This window comes from Halomonas sp. (assembly GCF_034520545.1).
Classification (GTDB): Bacteria; Pseudomonadota; Gammaproteobacteria; order Pseudomonadales; family Halomonadaceae; genus Halomonas.
This window is the reverse complement of record NZ_JAXHNN010000010.1, coordinates 551,467-576,720: the sequence shown is the minus strand read 5'-3', so window position 1 is coordinate 576,720 and position 25,254 is coordinate 551,467. Positions and strand designations below refer to the sequence as shown.

20 protein-coding genes and 1 pseudogene are annotated in these 25,254 nt (G+C 63.5%); 3 read left to right on the top strand and 18 right to left on the bottom strand.

Features of this window, described 5'->3' with window-relative positions; genetic code table 11:
• Nucleotides 1-217: 217 nt before the first annotated feature.
• Nucleotides 218-1,068, bottom strand: a pseudogene (gene nfo / locus U5L98_RS11315) (deoxyribonuclease IV).
• 1,894 nt (nt 1,069-2,962) lie between these two features.
• Here nfo and U5L98_RS19005 point away from each other — a divergent pair.
• Nucleotides 2,963-3,133: a TIR domain-containing protein gene (locus U5L98_RS19005; protein ID WP_416208239.1), complete on the top strand. Its 171-nt coding sequence runs from the start codon at nt 2,963-2,965 to the stop codon at nt 3,131-3,133.
• A gap of 171 nt (nt 3,134-3,304) precedes the next feature.
• On the opposite strand, the gene U5L98_RS11310 is transcribed toward U5L98_RS19005, so the two are convergent.
• From U5L98_RS11310 to U5L98_RS11280, 7 genes are all read right to left on the bottom strand, one after another.
• Nucleotides 3,305-3,685: a hypothetical protein gene (locus U5L98_RS11310; protein WP_322558398.1), complete on the bottom strand. Its 381-nt coding sequence runs from the start codon at nt 3,683-3,685 to the stop codon at nt 3,305-3,307.
• A gap of 2,469 nt (nt 3,686-6,154) precedes the next feature.
• Nucleotides 6,155-7,054, bottom strand: coding sequence for a hydroxymethylglutaryl-CoA lyase (locus U5L98_RS11305; protein ID WP_322558397.1), 900 nt, complete (start codon nt 7,052-7,054; stop codon nt 6,155-6,157).
• 264 nt (nt 7,055-7,318) lie between these two features.
• Nucleotides 7,319-9,352, bottom strand: coding sequence for an acetyl/propionyl/methylcrotonyl-CoA carboxylase subunit alpha (locus U5L98_RS11300; RefSeq protein WP_322558396.1), 2,034 nt, complete (start codon nt 9,350-9,352; stop codon nt 7,319-7,321).
• The gene (locus tag U5L98_RS11295; protein WP_322558395.1) at nt 9,349-10,179 is read right to left on the bottom strand and encodes an enoyl-CoA hydratase/isomerase family protein; all 831 of its coding nucleotides are present in this window, start codon (nt 10,177-10,179) and stop codon (nt 9,349-9,351) included. Before U5L98_RS11295 ends, U5L98_RS11300 begins: the two co-directional genes overlap by 4 nt.
• A gap of 7 nt (nt 10,180-10,186) precedes the next feature.
• A complete protein-coding gene (locus U5L98_RS11290) occupies nt 10,187-11,794 on the bottom strand; it encodes a carboxyl transferase domain-containing protein (RefSeq protein WP_322558394.1) in 1,608 nt (535 codons plus the stop codon).
• 101 nt (nt 11,795-11,895) lie between these two features.
• The gene (locus U5L98_RS11285; protein ID WP_322558393.1) at nt 11,896-13,065 is read right to left on the bottom strand and encodes an isovaleryl-CoA dehydrogenase; all 1,170 of its coding nucleotides are present in this window, start codon (nt 13,063-13,065) and stop codon (nt 11,896-11,898) included.
• A gap of 244 nt (nt 13,066-13,309) precedes the next feature.
• Nucleotides 13,310-14,251: a sodium-dependent bicarbonate transport family permease gene (locus tag U5L98_RS11280; protein ID WP_322558392.1), complete on the bottom strand. Its 942-nt coding sequence runs from the start codon at nt 14,249-14,251 to the stop codon at nt 13,310-13,312.
• 126 nt (nt 14,252-14,377) lie between these two features.
• Here U5L98_RS11280 and U5L98_RS11275 point away from each other — a divergent pair, with 126 nt between their 5' ends.
• Nucleotides 14,378-15,337 (top strand): LysR family transcriptional regulator, encoded by a 960-nt coding sequence (locus U5L98_RS11275; protein WP_322558391.1) that lies wholly within the window; start codon nt 14,378-14,380, stop codon nt 15,335-15,337.
• A gap of 57 nt (nt 15,338-15,394) precedes the next feature.
• On the opposite strand, the gene U5L98_RS11270 is transcribed toward U5L98_RS11275, so the two are convergent.
• From U5L98_RS11270 to U5L98_RS11260, 3 genes are all read right to left on the bottom strand, one after another.
• Nucleotides 15,395-16,210 carry a substrate-binding domain-containing protein gene (locus tag U5L98_RS11270; protein ID WP_322558390.1) on the bottom strand — a complete coding sequence of 272 codons (816 nt, stop codon included), beginning with the start codon at nt 16,208-16,210 and terminating at the stop codon, nt 15,395-15,397.
• Nucleotides 16,211-16,284: 74 nt separating this feature from the next.
• On the bottom strand, nt 16,285-17,010 hold the full coding sequence (locus U5L98_RS11265; RefSeq protein WP_322558389.1) for an ATP-binding cassette domain-containing protein: 726 nt from the start codon (nt 17,008-17,010) through the stop codon (nt 16,285-16,287).
• Nucleotides 17,007-17,711, bottom strand: coding sequence for an ABC transporter permease (locus U5L98_RS11260; RefSeq protein ID WP_322558388.1), 705 nt, complete (start codon nt 17,709-17,711; stop codon nt 17,007-17,009). Before U5L98_RS11260 ends, U5L98_RS11265 begins: the two co-directional genes overlap by 4 nt.
• A gap of 119 nt (nt 17,712-17,830) precedes the next feature.
• Here U5L98_RS11260 and U5L98_RS11255 point away from each other — a divergent pair, with 119 nt between their 5' ends.
• Nucleotides 17,831-18,736: a helix-turn-helix transcriptional regulator gene (locus U5L98_RS11255; protein WP_322558387.1), complete on the top strand. Its 906-nt coding sequence runs from the start codon at nt 17,831-17,833 to the stop codon at nt 18,734-18,736.
• A 62-nt stretch (nt 18,737-18,798) separates the two neighbouring features.
• Here the strand turns inward: U5L98_RS11255 and U5L98_RS11250 are convergent, their stop codons facing one another.
• The 7 genes from U5L98_RS11250 to U5L98_RS11220 all read right to left on the bottom strand — a co-directional run bounded on the left by U5L98_RS11250 (nt 18,799) and on the right by U5L98_RS11220 (nt 25,219).
• On the bottom strand, nt 18,799-19,359 hold the full coding sequence (locus tag U5L98_RS11250; RefSeq protein WP_322558386.1) for a flavin reductase family protein: 561 nt from the start codon (nt 19,357-19,359) through the stop codon (nt 18,799-18,801).
• Between the two features lie 96 nt (nt 19,360-19,455).
• Nucleotides 19,456-19,800 (bottom strand): Na+/H+ antiporter subunit G, encoded by a 345-nt coding sequence (locus U5L98_RS11245; RefSeq protein WP_322558385.1) that lies wholly within the window; start codon nt 19,798-19,800, stop codon nt 19,456-19,458.
• Complete coding sequence (locus U5L98_RS11240) at nt 19,797-20,066, bottom strand: K+/H+ antiporter subunit F (RefSeq protein WP_322558384.1); 270 nt, start codon at nt 20,064-20,066, stop codon at nt 19,797-19,799. The genes U5L98_RS11245 and U5L98_RS11240 overlap by 4 nt, the downstream gene beginning before the upstream one ends.
• A complete protein-coding gene (locus U5L98_RS11235) occupies nt 20,063-20,569 on the bottom strand; it encodes a Na+/H+ antiporter subunit E (RefSeq protein ID WP_322558383.1) in 507 nt (168 codons plus the stop codon). Before U5L98_RS11235 ends, U5L98_RS11240 begins: the two co-directional genes overlap by 4 nt.
• The gene (locus U5L98_RS11230) at nt 20,566-22,089 is read right to left on the bottom strand and encodes a monovalent cation/H+ antiporter subunit D (RefSeq protein ID WP_322558382.1); all 1,524 of its coding nucleotides are present in this window, start codon (nt 22,087-22,089) and stop codon (nt 20,566-20,568) included. The genes U5L98_RS11235 and U5L98_RS11230 overlap by 4 nt, the downstream gene beginning before the upstream one ends.
• Nucleotides 22,086-22,424: a Na+/H+ antiporter subunit C gene (locus tag U5L98_RS11225; RefSeq protein WP_322558381.1), complete on the bottom strand. Its 339-nt coding sequence runs from the start codon at nt 22,422-22,424 to the stop codon at nt 22,086-22,088. The genes U5L98_RS11230 and U5L98_RS11225 overlap by 4 nt, the downstream gene beginning before the upstream one ends.
• Nucleotides 22,424-25,219, bottom strand: a complete 2,796-nt coding sequence (locus U5L98_RS11220) for a monovalent cation/H+ antiporter subunit A (RefSeq protein WP_322558380.1) — start codon at nt 25,217-25,219, stop codon at nt 22,424-22,426. The genes U5L98_RS11225 and U5L98_RS11220 overlap by 1 nt, the downstream gene beginning before the upstream one ends.
• Nucleotides 25,220-25,254 lie beyond the last annotated feature (35 nt).

Sequence of the window (25,254 nt, the reverse complement as noted above, 5' to 3'; positions counted from 1 at the left end):
GTCGGGATCTACACCAGGCGGAGTTGATGCACAGGAAAGTTGGCGGTAGTTGTTCGACCGCCCGCTGAACTGTGACCAGGCGTACTACGTGGTTAGCGCGGGCGAAAGCCAGGATCGACCCATCGCTAGACAGTTTCGTGAATGGTTGTTGGATGAGGCCAATATGCCTGCCTGAGTGTCGGGTCTCGGCCTGGCGGCCGTCGGCTCGCGGCATTACTCAGGTGTTGGCGACCTGAGCGCGGAGCCAGGCGATCTCCTCGGCCCAGATCGCCGGCTCGATCGGTTCTCCAGCACCATGGGGATCTCGTCGATGCGCGGGTCGCGCATGAGGGTGGTGAAGGCGTCCAGCCCGATGTTGCCCTGGCCCAGGCTGTGGTGGCGGTCGACGCGGCTGGCGAACGCGCTCTTGGCGTCGTTCAGGTGCATGCCGCGCAGGTATTTAAAGCCCACCACCTTGTCGAATTCATCCAGCGTGGCGGTGCAGGCCTGCGGGGTGCGCAGGTCGTAGCCGGCGGCGAAGGCGTGGCAGGTGTCGATGCAGACCCCGACCCGCGATCTGTCGTCGACCTGGTCGATGATCTCGGCCAGGTGCTCGAAGCGCCAGCCCAGGTTGGTGCCCTGGCCGGCGGTGTTCTCGATCACCGCGGTCACGCCGCGGGTCTCGGCGAGCACCTGGTTGATGGAGTCGGCGATGCGGGTGAGGCACTCGCTCTCGCTGATCTTCTTCAGGTGGCTGCCGGGGTGGAAGTTGAGCAGGGTGAGGCCGAGCTGCTCGCAGCGCTGGAACTCGTCGAGGAAGGCCGCGCGGGACTTCTCGAGCCCGGCGCGCTCCGGGTGGCCGAGGTTGATCAGGTAGCTGTCGTGGGGAAGGATCTGCCCCGGGCCGAAGCCGTGTTTATCGCAGGCCGTGCGGAAGGCCTCGATGGCCTCGTCGGTCAGCGGCTTGGCATGCCACTGGCGCTGGTTCTTGGTGAACAGGGCGAAGGCATCGGCGCCGATCTCCACGGCGCGCAACACCGCCTGGTCGGGGCCGCCGGCGGCACTGACGTGGGCTCCGAGGTATTTCACGCAGGGCTCCTTCCTTCATCGGTTCTGTACCGCCTCGCCGATCTGGCGCCCGCAGGACGCCGCACCACGACCAAAGGTGACTTTGCTATCCGCCACTACCGGCTCACCTCCGAGCTCTGCTAGTGGGATAGCCCGGCAGGGAGGCAGGAAGGCGCAGCGCGACACGCAAGGACTACCGCATGGATGGCTGCAGGTCGTGAACATGCCCAGGTAGGGGCGGTAGCGTGGCTGAATCCTGAGTATCGCGTCCAACGTCGGGCAAGACTTCCGAAAATCGTCGCGGCCGCCTGGCGCGTGAGGATTCCCCGATATCCTCCAAGGGCTGACCGAGAACGTGCCGACAGCGGGACGCTCGGCATTCAGCGCCTCGATTCTGCGTCGCCGCCGCTGCCACCTGGCGTTCCACCGCCAAATGCTCCAGGAAGGCGCGTACCTCCGCGCCGCCCATGCCGGCAGGAGTGCCGCACCCCGTGGAAGCGAATGAAGTAGCGACTCCAGTTGCATTAGGTCTTCTCAGTGCGCGGCTGTAGCGTTTTACACGCATGGTAGCCCTGACTCGGTCCATCAGCTTTGGCGGCCTGCGGTGCGACGCCATAAGGCCTTCCTCTTGATACTTGGATATGCATACATTGCTATGGGTGCCGGCAAAAACGAGCAAGCGCGCGAATTCGGCATATGTGACCTAATTGTGCTTCAGTGTTTCGCCAAATAAATAAGTTAGGTGCGAAGAAACGTGCTCGATAACGTTGATGAGCGCGCAGACGTGTTAATCCAATATCAGAGCGTGCAGTCCGATCACTGTTAGCATACAGGAGAGTACAGTGAGTCTATTCAGAAAACTTTTCGGGATTGGGATGGAGCTTGTACGTTGTCCCAGGATGAAAACCAACTTGTCTATGCAATGCACGAAAATTCGGTCATCAGAATTCTTGGCTATGTTATGAAATTTCTCTAATAATTACAAACCTTGCCGCCGTGGGATTTGGTTCTTAATTTCAACGAAACTCACGAATCTATAAAACTGAAACCGGAGCGCTTCACTCCAGATGGGGAGAATGTAACGAAGTTGTTAATTTCTGAAATCGAGGCAATCGATCCTGAATATCAAGTAAAAGGCGCAGAACCAGTCTTTGAAGAGGCGAGGACCAAGAAAATTCCAGTGAGTAGCCGACTATCCAGATCGACTTACAAAAGATGATTGAGGATGTGGGTAAACCCCAAAGAAGTCACTTTTTTCGATATCATGGATGAAGTTTTTGGTAAACGCTAACAAGGCAAATCAATACGCGCCTGGCGGCACCGGACGCTCGCTGCGTTCGCGCCGTTGTTTGCGGCGTTATGTTTACAAATAAGGAGTAACGCTGGAATCTCCAATTGAAGAAAGGACACCCGCGCTGGCCTTGCTTCTCAGATTCGTTGAGAAAGCAAAGACTATTCTTTGGGAAGGGCGACGTAAAAATCAGCCAGCTCAAGATGTGGAGTAGCGGTGTTCAATCACACCTGAAAAAAATGTATGGAGAAGGTCACCCTGTCATTAAATTCCCTGTACTAACAGACTTATATCGGTATCACGTAGATCCAAGTAAAGAGCTTGCCCAACGTGTCATGCTATTGGAACAATTCGTTTCCGAAATTGAGCGCGTAGGGGCCGCTTCGTTTTTACGGCAAAACTCGGGATCGCAGGTATTTATCAGCATCAAGCCAAATCGCCGATCTGGCGGGAGCTGGTCAGAGACTTTCTCAGCGATCGTTTATCTTTGCCTTGGGATGAGTTTAACCGCGAGGCGGTTGCAGGACTCTCTTGGGGTCGAGAGAATCTCCAGCATGTTAGATTCGGCAAGTTTTGCTTTTCTAATAATGACTGCGGAAGATCAGCACTAGACGCTACTGCTCCGTGCCAAGGCAAAACGTAGTGCATGAAGTTGGTTTGTTTCAAGGTAAGTTAGGCCCAAGAAGGGCCATAATCTTCTTCTTGAGCAGGGATGCCGAGAATTTACAAACATCGTCGGTTTATCTCAAATCAGGTTCCCTCCGGGGCGCATATCTGCAGCATTTGAAGAAATAAGACGCGTGTTGGAGCGAGAAGGTTTAATTAAAACGTAACAAGGCGCATCAATTTGCGGCCTGCGGCCGCCGCACGTCCCTGACGGGATGCCGCTGTGTTCCGCGTTAGCTCCTGAGTACATAAAGCACACAATGTGCTACACTCTGGCTTATGAAACCGATCACATGGAACTCAGAGAAGAACAGGCTTCTCCAAGAGGAACGGAATATCTCTTTCGAGGATGTAGTTTTGCATATCTCGGTAGGGGGTATCCTGGACACGTTCGAGCATCCGAATCAGGAACGGTATCCGGGCCAGCAAATCCATGTGATTGAGATAGAGGGGTATGCCTATTTGGTCCCCTTCGTGGAGTCGGAGGATGAGGTTTTTCTGAAAACGATCATTCCGAGCCGGAAAGCGACCAAAACCTATTTGGGAGGTCCAAAATGAGCAGGCTGGATAAAGAAGAGCAGGAAATTCTGGACGCATTTGACGCAGGAGAGCTGCAGCGAGCGTCAGACATTGAAGATAGGAAAGCGCGGCATCAACAGTACGCTGAAGCGGCTCTGTCAAGGAGGATGCCCGTGAGATAAACTTTCCTTAAAGGACCTTCAGTTGCAGAAGCCCTGGCAAGGGCACCGCCCTTGCCTTTAAACCCTGTTTCCAGCATCCTTCATCGATCTGGGAGCAGGCTCACTGCCAAGGATGGATAGCTGACCAGCAGCAGTGCCACGCGGATGCCGAACTTCCTCACTTCACTGCAACTGGCGCCCGTGATAACCATCGTTATGTGCCATTAATATGAAGATTGAGCTTTATCATTGACACAAAATCAGAAAACTGTGCTGATCGAGGTTGACTCTAACTCATGGACTCTTCCTTCTACCCCACCTCAGCCACTCACAGCAGTCGCTGGCTGGGGCCCTTCGCTGTAGACCTGGATGCAGCTTTGGTTTTTATGGGTCTCTGGACTAGATCCCCTACTACTCAGGGCTTTCTTTGGCTGATTGTTGGGCATGGCTCCGCTATTTCTGCGCTTTACAACGACTACACCACTATGGCTTTGTGAAGACTCGTCCAACGTGGATCCGCATCAAAAAACGGTGGCTAGCGATGAGCTCGGCGTAGGTCTAACTTCATGGGTATTACGTAAAACTCTTGGATTCCAAAGATTTTCCGGTGCGAATTGGGTTATGAACGTGCTCTCTCCTGGTTTATGGCGCCATCACACTCAGCTCGCCGAGGACCCTCGAAGTCGCCTAGTTACATCGCCGAGGATTCTTTTGGGGATAGAGTGTCGTTGAATGTAAAGGCACGCAATCGTCGCTCGCCGGGCTTAAGAAGGCGGTGGATAAGAGGGAAGCCACAAAAGCAGAATGTTGTACCGAAAGGCGGAAATGTTTTGATCCGCAGTTTGCTGGAGCCTACATTCCGCAGTGGAGCAGCAATGACCCAGCTACGGTGAGAATCGCTGACCCAGAATGAGGAAGCCGTTAACTCGGAGCTTAGAAAGCACAGTGTTGACGATATTCGTGCCTGACTCAGCAAGTCGCTTACGCAAAGGAACTCGCCTTCTTCGAACTGGCAGAATCAGCACGATCTCTCGGTTCGGGCTGCGGAGGAACCGATAAAGCCTGCTTTGGCGCTAGACCACGATATTCGGTCACGGCGTTCGGCTGGAGCTTTGTCCGAAAATGCTGTGACCTTCATGCGTGAGCATCAGGTGGTCAATCCCTATTTAAACACGGTGATGATGATTTCGTCGGCGTACGTCTAACGGCAACCCTGGGTGTGGATCGTCTTCAACCTATGCGCCGTCGCAGTGCCCAAGTAGATGCAAGAGAATCAATTGCAGAGGCGACGGTGGCTATGGAATGGCATGAGTCTCGTGATGATGATAAGAAGATATTCACCTCGCCGATCGGAGCAAGCTTACACAGTAGAATGGTTGTCGCATTCCTGATGTGACAGCACATAACCAGTGGCCGTTGCCGGACGCACCTTCGCTCGTGCTCGGGTGTGCCGCAAACCCAAGCGTTAGTAGGTACAAGGATGGCACACACGTTTTATTCGGTCAGAACCGGGAAGAACAAAAACACTGAGGGTTTTGAGTTCCCAGTAGTTTCTGGATCTGTTCTTCAGAGCATTCCAGAATTTCCCGAGAGGGAGGCTATTTTGACTGGTGTCTCAGGCTGCGGCCTGTGTTGATATTGGGTCCAGTCCCGGGAAAGGTTCCCGATGTAGAGTTGGATATCCTATTAAGGGTGCGGAAGCACGGTAATCTCGGCCCATTGAAAGTAATCTGCCAGCTATTACGGCGAGGATGATGTCTTCGATCTTATCGAGTATCTCTATCAAAACGTTACCGAAACCAATAGACGGCACCTACCACGACTTTGCCGGCTGCCGCATGCACTGGGGAAACCTTCAGTAAATCTGAAGGTGGAGACCGAATTCGCCCAAACCATGAACGAGTTACTAGCTCTGTATAAAGGGTCGTTTGAGCTTTCGCCACAAGGTGAAATGTTGCACGAGCCTGAAAAAGGCTTTTGAAGCCGACTTTTCGAGGCCGATGTTTTCCCTCCAATGACGACAATATAAAGTCGAGGGTGAGTTCCGCTGTATTGACCGATATCGCAGGCGTGGCTCGACCACTGATGATCGGACGTGCAGGCCGTTCGGGATTTGGCCGATGTGTTGGAGTTATCCTAAGGCCGCAGGTTAAATACTGTCCTCACAAAACAAGATGAAAAGGATCTTTTTAACCTCGCCAATAACTTTGGGATTCGTCATCACAACGATCAGCAGAGAACGGGCGATGACGCGGCATTGCGGCTGAGCTGGATCGTTCGCAACGACCATCTGGCGAAACGATCCATGTGCTGCTTCGTAAGCTGGGGCATGAGTCACTTAACCAGTAGGTGAAGCCGACCGGCACTACGCTGCGCTCCGTTGCGCCCATTACCACTGGCGTTAAACTGCTAAAAAACAAAGCCCCGAGTCAGTCACCTGGCTCGGGGCTTTTGCGTGTTGGCGTAGCGATTACCTGGCAGCCAGTGCCACCCCCACCTTGGAGCGGTTGGGCCGGCCGATGGTCTGGGTGATCCAGGTGCCGGTGTCGGCCAGGGCGTTGAGGTCGATGCCGGTCTCGATGCCGAGGCCGTTGAGCAGGTAGACCACGTCCTCGCTGGCTACGTTGCCGGAGGCGCCCTTGGCGTAGGGGCAGCCGCCGAGGCCCGCGACCGAGCTGTCCACCACGGCGATCCCTTCCTCCAGCACCGCGTAGAGGTTGGCGAGCGCCTGGCCGTAGGTGTCGTGGAAGTGGGCGGCGAGCTTGTCCATGGGGATGTCGCGGCTCACGGCCTCGATCATGCGCTTGGCCTTGAGCGGGGTGCCGGTGCCGATGGTGTCGCCCAGCGAGACCTCGTAGCAGCCCATCTCAAAGAGCGCCTTGCTCACCTCAGCGACCTTGGCGGGGGCAATCTCGCCCTCGTAGGGGCAGCCCAGCACGCAGGAGACATAGCCGCGCACCCGCACGCCGGCCTCTTGGGCGCGCTCGAGCACCGGCTCGAAGCGGGCGAGGGACTCGGCGACGGAGCAGTTGATGTTCTTCTGCGAGAAGGCCTCGGAGGCAGCGCCGAACACCGCGACCTCCTCGACGCCGCACTCCAGCGCGCCTTCCAGCCCCTTGAGGTTGGGGGTGAGGGCGGCGTAGGTGACGCCGTCGCGGCGGACGAGGTTCTTCATTACCTCGCGGTGGTCAGCCATCTGCGGCACCCACTTGGGCGAGACGAAGCTGGCCGCCTCGATGTAGCTAAGGCCGGCCGCGCCGAGGCGGTCGATCAGCTCGAGCTTGGTGGTGGTGTTGATCGGCTCGGGCTCGTTCTGCAGCCCGTCGCGGGGGCCGACCTCGACCAGGCGGACGTGTTTGGGGAAGGCCATGGTATCTCTCCGTCTTTCGCGTAGGCGGTATAAGGTGACCTCGCATCGAGTGAGATCCGGCCGGTGCGCTCACGCTTACCGGGCCTACGCGTTGTTGGCATAGGGGTGGCACCAGGGGAGGCCTGCGGCCTCCATTCGCGCTGCGAGCAGCGCTCCTACGAGGGGCAAACTCCTTCGCGCTGCCAGCAGCGCTCCTACGAAGGGCAAACCCTTCGCGCTGCGAGCAGCGCTCCTACGAGGGGTAGCGCTGCTGCAAACCCCCGATTATTCGTCGGGGGCGAATTCGAGCAGTACGTCGCCCTGGCCTACGGTGTCGCCGGCCTGGAAGTGGAAGCTTGCCACATGGCCGTCGGCGGGGGCGGACATGGTGTGCTCCATCTTCATGGCTTCCATGACCATCAGCGGCATGCCTTTCTCGACCTGCACGCCGGGCTCGACCAGCAGAGCCACCACGGTGCCGTGCATCGGCGCGGTGAGCGTGGATTCCGCCTCGTGGTGGCCGTGGTCGATAGCGTCGATGCGCCGCCAGAACAGGCGGGTCTCGCCGCGCGGGTCGACCATCACCACCACGTTGCCGTCGCGACGCGCCTGCAGGCGGCGGCGGTGGCCGTCCAGGGTCATGGCCACGGCGTCACCCGCGAGCGGGTCGAGGCGCGCGGTGAGCGTCTCGCCGCCGATGGTCAGGTGCCAGGGACCGCTGTTGTCCTCGCGGGTGCCCTCGACCACCACCACGGCCTCGGAGTCGTCATCGTCCTGGGCATGGGCCGGGTCGCAGAGGGAGATGCGAATGGTGCGCGGGGCGTTGACGCGGAAGCCGTCGTGGCGGTCCCAGGGCGAGTCGCTCTCGCACTCGCGGGAGAGCTGGTTCAGGCCCACCAGGGCGGCCCCGGCATACTCCTCGATGCTGTAGCGGCGCGGCGCGAAAAGCGTCTCCTCGTTCTTCTCGATAAAGCGGGTGTCCAGATCCGCCTTTCGGAAGGCTTCATGCGTCGCCAGCCGCTGCAGGAAGGCGCGGTTGGTTACCACGCCCTGCACGTCCAGCGCCGCCAGGGCACGGTTGAGGGTCGAGAGTGCCTGGGCGCGGTCGTCGCCGTGAACGATCAGCTTGGCGAGCATCGGGTCGTAGTGCATCGACACGGCATCGCCGGTCTCCACGCCGCTGTCCAGGCGTACCTTGGCGGGATCCAGACCCGCTCCTTCCAGGTCCATGGCGAAGCGGGTCAGGGTGCCGGTGGCGGGCAGGAAGTCCTGCTCCGGGTCCTCGGCGTAGAGCCGCGCCTCGAAGCTGTGGCCGGTGATGGTCAGCTCCTCCTGCATGAGGGGAAGCGCCTCGCCCATGGCCACGCGCAGCTGCCACTCGACCAGGTCCTGGCCGGTGATCATCTCGGTGACCGGGTGCTCCACCTGCAGGCGGGTGTTCATCTCCATGAAGAAGAACGAGCCATCCACGTCGAGCAGGAACTCCACGGTACCGGCGCCCACATAGCCGATCTCCTTGGCGGCACGCACCGCGGCATCGCCCATCTCGCGGCGCAGTGCGGCGGTCATGCCCGGAGCCGGGGCCTCCTCGAGCACCTTCTGGTGGCGGCGCTGCACGGAGCAGTCGCGTTCGAAGAGGTAGACGCCGTTGCCGTGGCTGTCGCAGAACACCTGCACCTCGACGTGGCGAGGCTGGGTCAGGTACTTCTCGATCAGCATGCGCTGGTCGCCGAAGGCGGCCTGGGATTCGCGGCGGCAGCCGTCCAGGGCGGCCTGGAAGCCCTCGCTGGACTCCACCACGCGCATGCCCTTGCCGCCGCCGCCGGCGCTGGCCTTGAGCAGCACCGGGTAGCCCATCTTGTCGGCCTCGGCCTTGAGCAGGGCGTCGTCCTGGTCGTCGCCGTGGTAACCCGGTACCAGTGGCACGCCGGCGTTGGCCATGCGTGCCTTGGCGGCGGACTTGTCGCCCATGGCGGCGATGGCCGAGGCGGGCGGGCCGACGAAGACGATGCCGGCCTTGTCCAGGGCCTCGACGAAGGCGCCGTTCTCGGAGAGGAAGCCATAGCCGGGGTGGATGGCGCCGGCGCCGCTGCGCTTGGCGGCCTCGACCACGGCCTCGACCTTGAGATAACTCTCGCGGGCCGCGGCGGGGCCGAGGCGAATGGCCTCGTCGGCCTCGCGCACATGGCGGGCATTGGCATCGGCGTCGGAGTAGACGGCGATGGTGCGCAGGCCCATGGCACGCGCGGTACGCATCACGCGGCAGGCAATCTCGCCGCGGTTGGCGACCAGCAGGGTGTCGAAGGTGTTGGGGCTCATGAGCGTCGCTCCGTGGCGGTCGTGTCGCTATCGTTTGTCCAGGTAGGGCGGCGCTTCTCGAAGAAGCTGGCCAGCCCTTCCTGGCCCTCGGCGCTGACGCGCAGCTCGCTGATCACCCGGCAGGTGTGCTCGCGGGTGGTCTTGCTGTCCGGTGTGCGGGCAACCTCGGCGAGCAGCGCCTTGGTGGCGCGCTGCGCCTGGGGCGAGCCGGCCAGCAGGGTGTCGAGCATGGCGGTCACGGCGTCGTCGAGCTCGTCATGCCCGGTAACCCGGTGGGCCAGGCCCAGCGCCAGGGCGGTCGGGGCGTCCATCACCTCGGCGGTCAGCGCGTAGCGGCGCGTCTGACGCTCGCCCAGGGAACGCTGCACGTAGGGGCTGATCACCGCCGGCGAGAGGCCGATCTTCACCTCGGAGAGGCAGAACTTGGCCTTCTCGGAGGCGATGACGATGTCGCAACAGGCGGCCAGGCCCACGGCACCGCCGAAGGCGGCGCCCTGCACGCGGCACAGGGTGGGGCAGGGCAGGGTGTCCAGGCCGTGCATCAGCGCGGCAAGCTTGCGCGAGTCGGCGAGGTTGCCCTCGAAATCGTACTCCACCATGCGCTTCATCCAGTTCAGGTCGGCACCGGCGGAGAAGCTCTTGCCCTCGGAGCCCAGCACCACCGCCCGCACCTCACCGTGCCGGGCGGCCTCGTGGAGGCGCTCGAGGTGGGCATTGAGCTCGGCGATCAGGCTGTCGTCGAAGGCGTTGTGAACGTCCGGGCGCTCCAGGGTCAGCCAGGCCACGCCGCGGTCGTCGATCGTCAGTCGGGAATATGTCTGCGTCATCTCGACCTCACATCCGGAACACGCCGAAGCGTGTCTCTTCCACTTCGGCATTCATGGCGGCGGCCAGCGACAGGCCGAGGATCTCGCGTGTCTGCAGCGGGTCGATGACGCCATCGTCCCACAGCCGTGCGCTGGCGTAGTAGGGGTGGCCCTGGTGCTCGTACTGTTCGCGGGTGGGCACCTTGAAGGCCTCTTCTTCCTCCGGCGTCCACTCGCGTCCCTCGCGCTCGATCTGCTCGCGCTTGACCTGGGAGAGCACGCCGGCGGCCTGCTCGCCGCCCATCACCGAGATGCGGGCGTTGGGCCACATGAATAGCAGGTTGGGCTCGTAGGCGCGGCCGCACATGCCGTAGTTGCCGGCGCCGAAGCTGCCGCCGATCAGCACGGTGAACTTGGGCACCTTGGCACAGGCCACCGCGGTGACCAGCTTGGCGCCGTGCTTGGCGATGCCCTCGTGCTCGTACCTGGAGCCCACCATGAAACCGGTGATGTTCTGCAGGAAGATCAGCGGGATCTTCCGCTGCGCGCAGAGTTCGATGAAGTGCGCGCCCTTGACCGCGGATTCGGAGAACAGCACGCCGTTGTTGGCGACGATGCCCACCGGGTAGCCCTGGATATGGGCGAAGCCGGTGACCAGGGTGTCGCCGTAGTAGCGCTTGAACTCGTCGAAGTCGGAGTCGTCGACGATGCGCGCAATCACTTCGCGGACGTCGTAGGGCTTCTTGAGATCGGTGCCGACGATGCCGTAGATCTCGCTGGGGTCGAGGCGCGGCGGCTTGGGTTCCTGCATCTTGAGCTGGCCACGCTTCTGCCAGTTGAGGCGCGAGACGCAGGCACGGGCCAGCTGCAGGGCGTGGGCATCGTTCTCGGCGTAGTGATCGGCCACGCCGCTCTTCTTGGCGTGGACGTCGGCGCCACCCAGGTCCTCGGCGCTGATGCTCTCGCCGGTGGCGGCCTTCACCAGGGGCGGGCCGCCTAGGAAGATGGTGCCCTGTTCCTTGACGATGATCGACTCGTCCGCCATGGCCGGCACGTAGGCGCCGCCCGCGGTGCAGGAGCCCATGACCACGGCGATCTGCGGAATGCCCTCGGCGGAGAGCGTGGCCTGGTTGTAGAAGATGCGGCCGAAGTGATCGCGATCCGGGAAGACCTCGTCCTGGCGGGGCAGGAAGGCGCCGCCGGAATCGACCAGGTAGATGCACGGCAGGCGATGCTTGCGGGCGATCTCCTGGGCGCGCAGGTGCTTCTTCACGGTGAGCGGGAAGTAGGTGCCGCCCTTGACCGTGGCGTCGTTGGCGACGATCACGCACTCCACCCCGGAGACACGGCCGATGCCGGTGACGACGCCGGCGGCGGGCACCGCCGAATCGTAGACCTCATGGGCGGCCAGCGACGAGAACTCGAGGAAGGGCGAACCCTCGTCGATCAGGTGGTCGATGCGGTCGCGAACGAACAGCTTGTCGCGAGATTCATGGCGCTCGCGGGCCTTCTGGCCGCCGCCCTGGGCGATGGCCGCGGTCAGCTCGCGAAGCTTGCCGACCTCGCGGCGCATGGCGACGTCGTTGGCCTGGAAGACGTCGCTACGCGGATTGATCTGGGTGTTCAGGATTGCCATACATCTCTCCGAGATGAGCCGGAAGCTTGAAGCCGGAAGCTGGAAGAAACCCCGTGGGGAGGGTCGTCGCCTCTTACAGCTTCAAGCTTTCAGCTTCTAGCTTATTTTGATTCGTTAAAGATCTCGCGGCCGATCAGCATACGGCGGATTTCGCTGGTGCCGGCGCCGATCTCGTAGAGCTTGGCGTCGCGCAGCAGGCGGCCGGTGGGGTACTCGTTGATATAGCCGTTGCCGCCGAGCAGCTGGATGGCGTCCAGCGCCACCTGGGTAGCCTTCTCCGCACAGTAGAGAATGACACCGGCGGCGTCCTTGCGGGAAGTCTGGCCGCGGTCGCAACCGGCCGCCACGGCATAAAGATAGGCGCGGCAGGCGTTCAGGGTGGTGTACATGTCGGCAATCTTGCCCTGCACGAGCTGGAACTCGCCGATGGACTGGTCGAACTGCTTGCGTTCGTGGACGTAGGGCACCACGACATCCAGGGCCGCCTGCATGATGCCGATGGGGCCGGCGGCGAGCACGGTGCGTTCAAAGTCCAGGCCGCTCATCAGCACGCGCACGCCCTTGCCCAGCTCACCGAGAATGTTCTCTTCCGGCACTGCGCAGTCCTGGAACACCAGTTCGCAGGTGTTGGAGCCGCGCATGCCCAGCTTGTCGAGCTTCTGGGCGGTGGAGAAGCCGGGCATGTCCTTCTCGATGATGAAGGCGGTGATGCCCTTGGAACCGGCTTCCGGGTCGGTCTTGGCGTAGACCACCAGCACGTTGGCTTCCGGGCCGTTGGTGATCCACATCTTGTTGCCGTTGAGGATGTACTTGTCGCCATCCTTGCGCGCGCGCAGCTTCATGGAGACCACGTCGGAACCGGCGCCCGGCTCGGACATGGCCAGCGCACCGACATGCTCGCCACTGATCAGCTTGGGCAGGTACTTGGCCTTCTGCTCGGCACTGGCATTGATCTTGAGCTGGTTGACGCAGAGGTTGGAGTGGGCACCGTAGGAGAGACCCACGGAGGCGCTGGCCCGTGAGATCTCTTCCATGGCGATGCAGTGCGCCAGATAGCCCATGCCACTACCGCCGTCCTCGTCCGACACGGTGATGCCGAGCAGGCCCATGTCGCCGAACTTCTGCCAGAGATCGTTGGGGAATTCGTTCTTCTCGTCGATCTCGGCGGCGCGCGGGGCGATCTCGTCGCGGGCGAAGGCGTTGACCTGATCGCGCAGCATGTTCAGTTCGTCGTCGAGGCCGAAATCGAGGGGCTTGTAGGGCGTTTGCATGGCGGGCTCCCGTTCTTGTCAGTGAGGCGCCGACCGCTCGGGCGGTCGGCGCCATAGGCAAAGTGGTGCCATCAAGATGGCAGATGGCACAAGATTAGGCGAGGTTGACGTTAACGTAAAGTGCAGGTTCTCACGACTTCGAGGAATGTAGACGAATGTAGAAGAAAGTGAATGAGACGTCAGGCGTGAGAGGTCAGGAGTAAGAAATGAGACCGGCCACCGCCCGGTGGCCGGTCTCGGGCGCTTAGTTCGTCAACCAGGTGATCAACTGGTGATAGAGCGGGATACCGATGATCACGTTGAGCGGGAAGGTCAGGCCCAGGGAGGCGAGCATCGCCAGCCCGATGTTGGCCTCGGGGATGGCGGTGCGCATGGCGGCCGGGGCGGCGATGTAGGAGGCGCTGGCGGCGAGCGCGGTGAGGATCAGCAGCGAGCCGGCGGGCAGGCCCAGTGCCAGGCCGACGGCTAGGCCGGCCAGAGAGAGCAGCGGCGGGGCCACCAGGGCGAAGGTGAGCAGCCGCCAGTGGCGCCAGGGCAGTGGGCGCAGGGTCTCGGCGGCGGTCAAGCCCATCTCGAGCAGGAAGAGAGCGAGCACGGCATAGAAGGAGTTGATCAGCAGTTCGGTGACCTTGGAGCCCTCCTGGGGGCCATAGAGGGTGCCGATCACCACGCCGCCGGCCAGCAGAATGACGCCACGGTTGGTCAATGTCTCGTGCCATAGGCCGCTGATCGCCTCGCCAGGCTGCGAGCCCTGATAGCGGCGATAGAGGGCGATGGCCAGCATGATCGCCGGCAGCTCCATCATCACCAGATAGAGGGTGACCTCGGCGCCGACCGGCAAGTCGCGCCCCTCGGCGAAGGCCAGCGCCACGGCGAAGGTGCCGGCGCTCACCGAGCCGTAGTGGGCGGCGAGGCTCGCACTGTCGGCGGCGGAGAGGCGCACCAGGCGGCGCAGTACCGGCATCAGCACCAGCGGGATCAGTGCGCCGAGTGCCGCCACGGCGGCCATTTCGGGAACGATCGACCAGCCCAGATTGCCATACAAGGCCATGCCACCCTTGAGGCCGATGGTCAGCATCAGCAGCAGGCTCAGGGTGTCGTAGGCGGCCTTGGGAATGGTCAGGTCGGACTTCACCAGCCCGGCGAGCAGGCCGAGCAGGAAGAACATCACCACGATATCGGGCATTGGTAGGTCTCGGGTAGCGGAGGGAAAACGCCACGCATTCTGCGAAGCCATGGGCATTGATTCCAATAAACTCTTTGGCACTGCAACATGGAAGATTATCTATAACTTGGTGGAGGCACTTCCGCGATGAACATCCGTCACCTGACGTTTCGTCTGCTGCAGGTCTATGTGGCGGTGGTGCGCGCCGGCTCGGTCAGTGAGGCAGCGCGCCGGCTCCACTTGACCCAGCCCACGGTTTCCCAGCAGCTGCGTCGCCTGGCCGAGACGGTAGGCGAGCCGCTGCTCGAGAGCCGCCAGGGACGCCTGGTGCCCACCGAAGCAGGCGGCGAGCTCTACCGAGCGAGTCGTGAGGTGCTGGGGCGCTTCGATGACGTCGAGGGTTACCTGGCCTCGTTGCGTGGCGGGGAGCGGGGGCGCTGCTCCATCGCCCTGGTCAATACCGCCCAGTACGTGCTGCCGCGCCTGCTCGGGCCCTACAGCCAGGCCTTTCCGGAGGTGGACGTCACCCTGCACATCGGCAACCGCCGCCAGGTGCTGACCCGCTTCGAGCGGCAGGACGACGACCTCTATGTGTTCAGCCACCCGCCCTCGCTCGCCCATGCCCGGGCCGGCCGCTTTCTGCGCAATCCTCTGGTGGTGGTGGCACCCCAGGGTCACCCGCTGGCGGGCCGCGAACGGGTGGCGATGAGCGAGCTGCTGGGCGAGCGTTTCCTGCTGCGCGAACCCGGTTCGGCCACGCGAATGCTCTTCGAGAGCTGGCTGCAGGAGCAGGGGTTGAGCCTGGGGCCGACCCTGCAGATGGCCAGCAACGAGGCGATTCGTGTCGGGGTGGCATCAAAGATGGGGCTTGCCGTCCTCTCCGAGCATGTGCTGCCACCGGAGCACCCCGACATCGCGATTCTGCCGGTGACGGGGCTGCCTATCGAAAGCCACTGGCAGTTCATCGTGCGCCGCGATCGGCGGCTTCCCCATGCGGCGCTGGGCCTGCTGCGCTTCGCCGAGGGACACCTGGGTGAGTGCGTCGAGGCTCGTTTCCTGTGCAACGAACTGGCGGGCCTGCTGGCAGGGCTAGGGTCAGACCCTTAAGTATCCAGAACCTTAAGTATCCTGAAGGGTCTGACCCTAAAGAGTTACCCTGAAGAGTTATTCGGTGGCGTTGGGGAAGAACAGCTGCTGGCCGTTGACCTCGAAGTCGGCGATGGCGGCCTGGCCCTCCTCGGAGAGCAGCCAATGGTGCCACTGCGCGGCCAGGTCGTGCTTGAGATGTGGATGACGCTCGGGGTCGATCAGCACGCTGCCGTACTGGTTGAACAGCGCCTCGTCGCCCTCGTACAGCAGCTCGAGGTTCTGGGGGTTGTCGAAAGCGACCCAGGTGGCGCGGTCGGCTATCACATAGGCGTCCATGGCAGCGGCGGTGTTCAGCGTCGGGCCCATGCCGCTGCCCAGCTCGCGGTACCATGCGCCATTCGGCTCGACACCGGCGGTCTCCCACAGGCGCAGCTCGGCGCGGTGGGTGCCGCTTTCGTCACCGCGCGAGGCGAAAGCCGCCTCGGCCTCGGCGATAGCGGAAAACGCCGCTGCTACCGATTCCGCGTCGGCGATGCCGGCCGGGTCGTCGCCGGGACCGATGATCACGAAGTCGTTGAACATCACGTCGGCGCGCTCGATGCCATAGCCCTCCTCGACGAAGCGCTCCTCACCTCGGGTGTCGTGCACCAGCAGGCTGTCGGCATCGCCGCGGCGAGCGATCTCGAAGGCCTGGCCGGTGCCCACGGCGACCACGCGTACCGCGATTCCGCTCCTGTCGGTGAACGGCGGGATGATGGCGTCTAACAGGCCCGAGTTTTCGGTGGAGGTAGTGGAGGCCAGGATGATGAAGCCGAGCTCGTCCTGGGCCGAGGCGCTCAACGAGAACCACGTCAAGCCGATGGCGGCGAGGCTGCGTCCTGCCTTCTTCATGGTGCGTTTCCTTCTTGCTTTCGGGCTCTTGAGCTTATGGGTTCTCGAGAGGGCTGCGTGGCAGGCGTGTCGGGTTACCAGACCAGCTCGCCGCGGATAAAGGCCCTGCCTTCCGGGGTCTGAGGGTCGGCGAAGAAGCGCTCGGCCGGGGTGTGCTCGACCAGCCGGCCGCCGAAGAGCAGCACGATTTCGTCGGCGAGGCGGCGTGCTTGCTGGAGGTCGTGGGTGGTCATCAAAATGCGCGTACCGCGCCGATGGAAGTCGTGCACGGCGGACTCCACCGCCTGGATGCCGGCCGGGTCGAGGGCGGCCGTGGGCTCGTCGAGGAACAGCACCTCGGGTTCAACCAGCCAGGCCCGGGCCAGGGCCAGGCGTTGCTGCTCACCACCCGAGAGCACCCGCGCCGGGCGCTTCTCCAGGGCGGCCAGACCGAAACGTTCCAGCGCCTCGCGGGCCAGCACCTTGCGCTGACGGCGGGGCGTGCCGCTGATCGCCAGGGCATAGGTGAGATTGGCGAGTGCCGAGCGCTTGAGCAGTACCGGGCGCTGGAAGACCATCGCCTGCCTCGGCGGGCGTCCCTCCCATGTTATTTGGCCGCAGGAAGGCGCCAGTAAGCCGTGGCCCAGGCGCAGCAGCAGGCTCTTGCCGGCGCCGTTTGGGCCCATTACCAGGGTGCGCTGGTAGCCTGTGAGGCGCAGGTCGAGGGGGTGCAGCAGGGTCTGGCCGCGATGGGCAAAGCCGACGCCCTCGAGGGCGAGCGAAGGAAGGGTTGTCTCGGGTAGCCGCCTGAGGTCGTTCATCCCAGCCGCCTCTGTGCCGTCTCGCCGACCAGGTGAGCGGCGGCATTGACCAGGGCGACCAGCACGAGCAACACCATGCCGAGACCCAGCGCCAGGGGCAGGTTGCCCTTGCTGGTCTCCAGCACGATGGCGGTGGTCATCACCCGGGTGACGCCGTCGATGTTGCCACCGACGATCATCACCGCCCCGACCTCGGCGCTGGCTCGGCCGAAGCCGGCCAGCATCACGGTCGTCAGGCCGAAGCGGGCATCCCACAGCAGGGTCGGGATGCGTCGCGCCCGCGACACACCCATGGAGGCGAGCTGTTCGCGGTACTCGCCATGGAGTTCCTCGACCTGCTGGCGGGTCAGGGCGGCGATGATCGGCAGCACCAGGATCACCTGGGCGATCACCATGGCACTCGGGGTGAACAGCAGACCGAATTCGCCCAGCGGCCCGGCCCGTGAAAGCAGCAGGTAGACTGCCAGCCCGGCCACCACCGGAGGCAGCCCCATCAGCGCATTGAGCATCACGATCAGCGCCCCGCGGCCGGGAAACCGCCACAGCGACAAGGCAGCGCCGAGCGGCAGGGCGATCAGCGCGGCGATCAGCACGGCGGAGAGCGAAACCTGCAAAGACAGCGCCACGATTCCGATCAGGTCGGGATCGCGGCCCAGGATCAGGGCCAGGGCGGTCTGGAAGGCGTTGGGCTCGTCGGGCATCGTGCGCTCCTGCGGTCTTCTTGCATCTTGTGCGTTAATTCTCGGTCACGCATCCAACGCAGTAATTCATGCAGTACCATGCAGGATAACGACAGTTATTTCGTCATCAGGGGGCTTGCATGAGGCAAACCGACCCGGGAAGTGCGTCTCGCGCCTACCTGACCACCGCCGAGGTGGCCGACTACCTGCGCCTCAAGGAGCGCAAGGTCTATGACCTGGTGCGCCAGGGGGCGCTGCCCTGCGTGCGCGTCACCGGCAAGCTGTTGTTTCCGCGACAGAGCATCGATCTCTGGCTGATGAACCACCTCGAGGGAGACCGGGCCAGCAGCCGACCCGTGCCCGCCGTGCTGGCAGGCAGCCAGGACCCGCTGCTGGAGTGGGCGGTACGCGAGAGCGGAGCGGGACTGGCGCTGCTGTGCCACGGCAGCGGCGACGGGGTGCGGCGCCTGCTGGCCGGCGAGGCGATGGTGGCCGGTTTGCACCTGCTGGACGAGCACAGCGGCGGCTACAACCGGCCGGAGACACTGGGGCTTTCCGGCATGCGCGACCTGGTGATGATGCGCTGGGTGAGGCGTCGCCAGGGGCTGCTGCTGGCGCCGGACAACCCGCTGGGCATCGCTTCGCTGGAGGACCTGGCGCAGGATTCGGTGCGTCTCGGCCATCGCCAGCCCGACGCCGGTGCCCATCGGCTGCTGGAATGGCTGCTGGCGCGGGCGGGGATCGATACCGGCCGGCTGCACTTTACCGAGCATCCGTCGCTCAACGAGGACGACCTGGCGCTGGCGATCCGCCAGGGCGAGGCGGATGCGGGGCTGGGCGTCGAGGCGGCGGCTCGCCGCCAGGGACTGGCCTTCGTGCCGTTGCATGAGGAGGCCTTCGACCTGGCCCTGAGGCGACGAAGCTACTTCGAGCCGCCGATTCAACGGCTGCTGGCCTTCGCCCGGGAGGTGCGCTTCGCCGAGCGCGCCGAGGCGCTGGGCGGCTATGACATCAGCGAACTGGGGCGGGTGGTCCACAACGCCTAAGAGTCACCCAACACCAGGTCACGGGGACCTGGGTGATGATGTCAGACGGCTCCCTAGGTGGCTCACAGCATTTGGGGGAGGAACTGCTGGCGCCGGTCGATTACCTCGCCGGTGACCATGAAGATGCCATCGCCGGTGTAGTGCAGGGTCTCGGGATAGGCCGGCGTTTCGGCGACGTGTGCCGCGATGATCTCCCAGATGAAGAAGTCGTAGCGGTCGACCAGGCTGTCGTCGACCAGCCGACACTCGAAGTGGGCGTGACATTCGCGAATCCGAGGCGCGCCGACTCGATCGGCCGGTTCGGTAGTGAGGCCGAAGCGCGCGAACTTGTCGATCTCGGCGCCACTGCTATTGCCGATGCCGATGACGGTGTCGGTCAGTGCGGTAGTGGGCAGGTTGATGACGCACTCCCTGCTCTGGCGTACCAGCTCGAAGCTGTGGTTGCCCGACGAGATCAGGCAGCCGACCAGCGAGGGCGAGAAGGCCATGACGGTGTGCCAGCCCAGCGTCATCACATTGCATTCGCCCTGCCAGGCGGAGGAGACCAGCACGATGGGGCCGGGCTCCAGATAGCGACGGGCCTTTTCGACGGGAAACGGGGCCTTGTAGGCGGGGGTGACCATGTCAGGGTCTCCTTGGGTTCTGTCGTGTCGGCGTCGCTTAGGATGATCCTGCCTTCCGTCGTCGACGGCCTTCAACACCTTCTGCTTCCTCCTGCGCTACCGTTCGGGCATGTTGCGGGTTCCCGGCACACCCTTCAGACGCCGGCGCAGGGCGGCCTTTCCCATCATATGGGCGCTGACCGGGGCGGTGGCGAACAGGAAGATCGTCACCAGGGCTTCCTGAACCGAGACGCCGTTCTGCTGGAGGCTGAAGTAGAGCAGCGAGCCGATCAGGGTGCAGCCGACGCCCAGGGTGCTGGCCTTGGTAGGGCCATGAAGACGTGTGTAGAAGTCGGGCAGCTTGGCCAGCCCCCAGGAGCCGATCAGCGCGACCAGGGCGCCGAACAGCAGGAAGGCGACGACAATGAGCTGCAGATACCACGGCATGTCGATGCTGGTCATTCGATGACGTCCCCCCGAAGCAGGTATTTGCTCATGGCCACGGTGCTGACGAAGCCCATCAGGGCGATCAGCAGGGCCAGCTCGAACAGTATGCCCAGGCCCATCCAGATGTCTGCCAGCACGATCAGCGCGATGCTGTTGATCATCAGGGTGTCCAGCGCGAGGATCCGGTCGACAATATCCGGGCCGATGGCTAGGCGGTAGAGATTGAGCAGGGCGGCGATGGTGAAGAGCGCCATGGCGATCGGTATCACGACGGCAATCATCGGAAGATCTCCTCGAGAGGCTGCTCGTAACGCTCACGAATGGTGGCGATGGCCTCCTCTTCGTCCTCCAGGTGCAGGGCGTGAACCAGTAAAGTGTTGGCCTCTGCATCGTAGTGGAGGGACACGGTACCGGGCGTCAGCGAGATGGTGCTGGCCAGGATGGTGATGGCGAACTCGTCGTCCAGCGTTAGCGGATAGACGAAGAAGCCTGGTCTCAGGTGCCGGGCCGGGCGCAGGATGCGCATCGCCACCACCAGGTTGGAGCGCAAGATATCCGCCAGCAGCACCAGCAGGTAGCGCAGCAGTGGCAGGGGGCGCTTGATCTTCGCTTCCTCGGGCCAGAAGGCGTGGGTCATGAAGGGAATGGCCACGCCCAGGGCCAGCCCCATCAAGGCATGCGCCACGCTGAAATCATTGACCATCGCCAGCCAGAGCAGTGCCAGGAACAGCGAGAACAGAGGGCGCGGCAGCCAGTACTGCCGGGAGCGGAATGACGACGTCATGGTGAGACCTCCTGGCTGGCAGCATTGGCCTCTGGCAGCACGGCGGCGATGTAGGCTTGCGGGTCGAGCAGCTGCTCTGCGGTCAGTTCGAGGTAGCCCATCACCGGGTCACCGAATACTGCCAGAATCCCGTTGAGGCCGACCATGATGGACACCAGCGTCAGCGGGCCCCGTTCGAGTGGATAGGGCTTGGCCATCTCACCGGGTCGCCAGAACCAGCTGCTGCCGGTGCGGCTGACGGCAATCAGGGTCAGCAGCGCGGCGGCCAGCAGCACGCCCCATAGCCAGAATCCCTGGGGCTCCTGCGCGCTCGCCTGCAGGATCCACGCCTTGCTGACGAAGCCGCTGAAGGGGGGCAGGCCCACCATGGCGATGGCGGCGATGAAGAACAGGGTGCCCAGCAGCCAGCGATGCCCGATGGGGCCGGTCGCCGAGAAGCGGTCGTAGCCCTCCTCGCGCTGCTGGCCCAGCAGGTCGGCCAGCAGGAAGAAGACCGCGGTCATGCCGGTGCTGTGGATCAGGTAGAAGAGGGCGGCGCCGAGGCTTGCCTCGGTGGCGAAACTGATGGTGGCCAGCAGAGTGCCCACCGAGAGGATCACCAGGTAGGCGGTCAGGGTGCGCAGGCTGTTCGAGCCCAGTACCCCGACGCCGCCCAGCGCCAGGGTCAGCAGCGCCAGTGGCCATAGCCAGCCCCAGGCGGTCTCGCTGACCGGCGTCTCGCCCAGTGCGAAGACCAGCAGGAAGACGCGCAGGATGGCGTAGATGCCGACCTTCGTCATGATGGCGAAGAGCGCGGCGACCGGGGCGCTGGCGGCCGAATAGGCGCGCGGCAGCCAGAACAGCAGCGGCAGGATGGCGGCTTTGATGCCGAACACCACCAATAGCACCAGGCTGGCGGCGGCGAGCAGCGGTGCATCGCCTGGCGGAGCTTCGGCGACGCGCAGGGCCAGGTCGGCCATGTTGAGGGTGCCGGTGAGGCCATAGAGCGTACCCAGGGCGATCAGGAACAGCGCCGAGCCCACCAGGTTGATGATCACGTAGTGCAGCCCGGCACGGCTACGGGCGCGGCCTCCGCCATGCAGCAGCAGGGCGTAGGAGGCGATCAGCAGGATCTCGAAGAACACGAAGAGGTTGAACAGGTCGCCGGTCAGGAAAGCGCCGTTGAGGCCGGCCAGCTGGAACTGGAAGAGGGCATGGAAATTCGGTCCCCGGGCATCGTCGCCGCGACAGGCATAGAGCAGTGCCGGCAGGGCCAGCACGGCGGTCAGCGCCAGCATGATGGCGGAGAGTCGGTCGAGGACCAGCACGATGCCGAACGGTGCCGGCCAGTCGCCGGCGTGGTAGAGAACATGTTCGCCGGTGCCGGCGATCTGCAGGCACCAGATCCCCAGCAGCACCAGCCAGAAGGTGCTCGCGAAGCCCAGCAGACGCTGCAGGGCGAAGGGGGCCTGGTAGAACAGCAGCTGCCCGGCGCCGGTGATCAGCGGCAGCAGTATCGGCAGGATCAGGGCGTGGTTCATGCGCGGTCCTCGTCGGGATTCTCACCGTCCACGTGGTCGTTGCGTAGCTCCACCGCAGCCTTGAGGGCCAGCACCACCACGAAGGCGGTCATTGCGAAGCCGATGACGATGGCGGTGAGCACCAGGGCCTGGGGCAGCGGGTCGGCCGACTCTGGCGTCAGGCCGACGATGGCCGGTGCCCCGGCGACCAGGCGCCCCGAGGCGAACAAATAGAGGTTCACCGCATGGGAGAGCAGCGTCAGCCCCAGGATGACCGTGAAGGTGCGTGCCCGCAGCAGCAGGTAGACCCCGCAGGTGGTCAGCACGCCGAGGGTAATCGCGTAGAGCAGTTCCATCAGCCGATCTCCTTGCCGGGGCCGGCCACGGTCATCAGCTTTCCGAGGTTGGCGAGTATCAGCAGGGTCGACCCGACGACGGTGGCATAGACCCCGAGGTCGAAGAGCATGGCGGTGGCTAGCTCGAATTCGCCAATCAGCGGCAGGCTTACGTGGCCGTGGGCCGAGGTGAGGAAGGGGTAGCCAAACAGCCAGCTGCCGAGACCGGTGAACACGGCGATCAGGATGCCGGCACCGATCAATGGCCGGAACGGCGACAGCATGCGTTCCTGTGCCCAGACCAGCCCGCCCGCCATGTACTGCAGGGTCAGCGCAACTGCTGTGATCAGCCCGGCGATGAAGCCGCCGCCGGGCAGGTTGTGGCCGCGCAGGAAGATATAGGCCGAGACCAGCAGGGCGATCGGCAGCACCAGACGGGCCACGGTGCTTAGCATGATCGGATGAGGCTCGGCGACCCAATGGCCGGGATGGGTATCCACCACGCGCTCCTTGAGGTGCAGGTCGCGAGTGAAGGCGAATACCGCCAGGGCGGCGATGCCCAGCACGGTGATCTCGCCCAGGGTATCGAAGCCACGGAAGTCCACCAGGATGACGTTGACCACGTTGGTGCCGCCGCCGCCGGGCACGCTGTTGGCAAGGAAGAAGTCGGAGATCGTTTTCTGCGGGCGAGTGAGGATGGCGAAACTGAAGGCCGTTACCCCGATGCCCATCAGCACCGCGATGGCGAGGTCGCGCCCCATCCTGAAGGATGTCGACCCCCTGGGTGACGTCTGAGGCAGGAAGGAGAGCGCCAGCATCATGATCACCACCGCCATTACCTCCACCATCAGCTGGGTCAGGGCGAGATCTGGCGCCGAGAAGCGTGCAAAGGTGACGGTGACGAACAGCCCGGTTACGCCGAGCAGCAGCAGGGCCGGCAGACGGAAATGGTGATAGACCACCACGCCGATCGCCGCCAGGCAGAGCAGGATGGCGGCCAGTACGGTCAACGGATCGAGCGGGGCCAGCGTCACGCCCCCGTTCCAGCGGTCGACGGCCAGCAGCTCCAGACCGACCAGCAACAGCACGGTGAGCAGGATGAATACCAGGTAGCGCTGCAGCGAGCCGTTCTCGAGCTGGAAGACTCGGCGCTGGGACAGGGCGGTGGCGCTTCGCATGATCCAGTCGAAGATCTCCTTGGCGTCCACCTCCGGCAGGCTAGCGTGCAGGCGAAACAGCGGGTCGCGCATGTGGTAGAAGAGCGCGCCACCCGCCAGGGCGACGAGGCTCATGACCATGGGCACGCTGCCGCCCAGCGTCGAGAAGTCGTAGGGATCGACAAGCACCTGGCGGGCGGCGGTGAAGGCTGGCTGGATCAGGGCGGAATAGACGTGCTCCGGCACCAGCCCCACCAGCAGCGTGGCCAGGGCCAGCAGCGCGATGGGCGACAGGGCTGCCGGGCGGGGCCCTTTTGGGGGCCACACGGGCAGGTCGACGGGCCTGCCGTTGAAGAAGACGTTGTGGAAGATCCGGATCGAATAGGCCACCGAGAACAGCGCGGCGAGGGTCACCCAGACGGGAATCACTACGATCGCCCAGTCGGGTGCCGTGACCACCAGGCTCTCGGTGAACAGCATCTTCTTGCTTAGATAGCCGCTCATCAGCGGTAGGCCCGCCATGGCGGCCGCGGAGATGCCGGTCAGCACCATCATTGCCGGCATGAAGCGCCACATGCCGTTGATCTGGCGCATGTCGCGGGTGCCGGTGGCGCGATCCACGTAGCCCGCCATCATGAACAGCGGTGCCTTGAACAGTGCATGGCATACCAGGTGGAAGAGTGCTGCCGCCAGCGCCATGGGGGTGCCCAATCCCAGCAGTAGCATGATCAGCCCCAGGTGCGAGACCGTGGAATAGGCCAGCAGCCCCTTCATGTCATGCATGAACATGGCCACGAAGGCACCCACCATCAGCGTCAGCATGCCGGTCAGTGTGACCAGGTGGAACCACTCCGGGGTATCGCCCAGTGCCGGGTGCAGCCGGGCGAGCAGGAACAGCCCCGCCTTGACCATTGTCGCGCTGTGCAGGTAGGCGGAGACCGGGGTCGGCGCCGTCATGGCGTGGGGCAGCCAGAGGTGGAAGGGGAACTGTGCCGACTTGGTGAAGGCGCCCGCCAGGATCAGGTTGAGCATTAACCCATAGTGCTCGTGGCTACGGATGCGATCGCCCGCCGCCAGCACCGTGGAGAGCTCATAGCCGCCGGCGGCCTGGCCCAGCAGCACCAGGCCACCGAGCAGTGCCAGCCCCCCACCGCCGGTGATCACCAGTGACATTCGCGCGCCCAGCCTGGCTGCCTGGCGGTCGGTATTGAAGCCGATGAGCAAAAAGGAGATCAGGCTGGTCAACTCCCAGAAAACCAGCAGGAAGAGCAGGTTCTCGGAGAGCACGATGCCCAGCATGACCGACATGAACAGCAGGATCAGGGTGAAGAAGCGCGAGGAGGCGTCGTTACCCTCGAAGTAGTACCGCGCATACAGCAGGATCAGACAGCCGATGCCGGTGATCAGCAGGGCGAACAGAAGTCCCAGGCCATCGAGACGGAAGGCCACGTTGAGGCCCAGCGACGGCAGCCAGGTCAGCTGCTGCACGATGGCTTCGCCGCCGTGCATGACGTGCGGCAACCAGCTCAGCAACAGCAGCAGGCTCAACAGGGCAGGAATCGCCGAGACCGAGGCCAGCAGGCGCGATGATCGACCCTGCATGAGGGCGGGCAGGCAGGCGCCCGTCAGCGGTAGAAGGATGATCAGCGCAAGCGGCATGGGACTCGTCTCCCTGTCCAGCATCGAGTGCAGAA

Bases quoted from the DNA above. Each gene is read 5' to 3' on its own strand.
- U5L98_RS11255 (WP_322558387.1), top strand. From the start codon at position 17,831: ATGAGGCAAACCGACCCGGGAAGTGCGTCTCGCGCCTACCTGACCACC.
- U5L98_RS11265 (WP_322558389.1), bottom strand. From the start codon at position 17,010: ATGAACGACCTCAGGCGGCTACCCGAGACAACCCTTCCTTCGCTCGCC.
- U5L98_RS11220 (WP_322558380.1), bottom strand. From the start codon at position 25,219: ATGCCGCTTGCGCTGATCATCCTTCTACCGCTGACGGGCGCCTGCCTG.
- U5L98_RS11305 (WP_322558397.1), bottom strand. From the start codon at position 7,054: ATGGCCTTCCCCAAACACGTCCGCCTGGTCGAGGTCGGCCCCCGCGAC.
- U5L98_RS11230 (WP_322558382.1), bottom strand. From the start codon at position 22,089: ATGAACCACGCCCTGATCCTGCCGATACTGCTGCCGCTGATCACCGGC.
- U5L98_RS11295 (WP_322558395.1), bottom strand. From the start codon at position 10,179: ATGACGCAGACATATTCCCGACTGACGATCGACGACCGCGGCGTGGCC.
- U5L98_RS11260 (WP_322558388.1), bottom strand. From the start codon at position 17,711: ATGCCCGACGAGCCCAACGCCTTCCAGACCGCCCTGGCCCTGATCCTG.
- U5L98_RS11250 (WP_322558386.1), bottom strand. From the start codon at position 19,359: ATGGTCACCCCCGCCTACAAGGCCCCGTTTCCCGTCGAAAAGGCCCGT.
- U5L98_RS11270 (WP_322558390.1), bottom strand. From the start codon at position 16,210: ATGAAGAAGGCAGGACGCAGCCTCGCCGCCATCGGCTTGACGTGGTTC.
- U5L98_RS11245 (WP_322558385.1), bottom strand. From the start codon at position 19,800: ATGACCAGCATCGACATGCCGTGGTATCTGCAGCTCATTGTCGTCGCC.
- U5L98_RS11300 (WP_322558396.1), bottom strand. From the start codon at position 9,352: ATGAGCCCCAACACCTTCGACACCCTGCTGGTCGCCAACCGCGGCGAG.
- U5L98_RS11225 (WP_322558381.1), bottom strand. From the start codon at position 22,424: ATGGAACTGCTCTACGCGATTACCCTCGGCGTGCTGACCACCTGCGGG.
- U5L98_RS11240 (WP_322558384.1), bottom strand. From the start codon at position 20,066: ATGATTGCCGTCGTGATACCGATCGCCATGGCGCTCTTCACCATCGCC.
- U5L98_RS11285 (WP_322558393.1), bottom strand. From the start codon at position 13,065: ATGCAAACGCCCTACAAGCCCCTCGATTTCGGCCTCGACGACGAACTG.
- U5L98_RS11290 (WP_322558394.1), bottom strand. From the start codon at position 11,794: ATGGCAATCCTGAACACCCAGATCAATCCGCGTAGCGACGTCTTCCAG.
- U5L98_RS11275 (WP_322558391.1), top strand. From the start codon at position 14,378: ATGAACATCCGTCACCTGACGTTTCGTCTGCTGCAGGTCTATGTGGCG.
- U5L98_RS11280 (WP_322558392.1), bottom strand. From the start codon at position 14,251: ATGCCCGATATCGTGGTGATGTTCTTCCTGCTCGGCCTGCTCGCCGGG.
- U5L98_RS11235 (WP_322558383.1), bottom strand. From the start codon at position 20,569: ATGACGTCGTCATTCCGCTCCCGGCAGTACTGGCTGCCGCGCCCTCTG.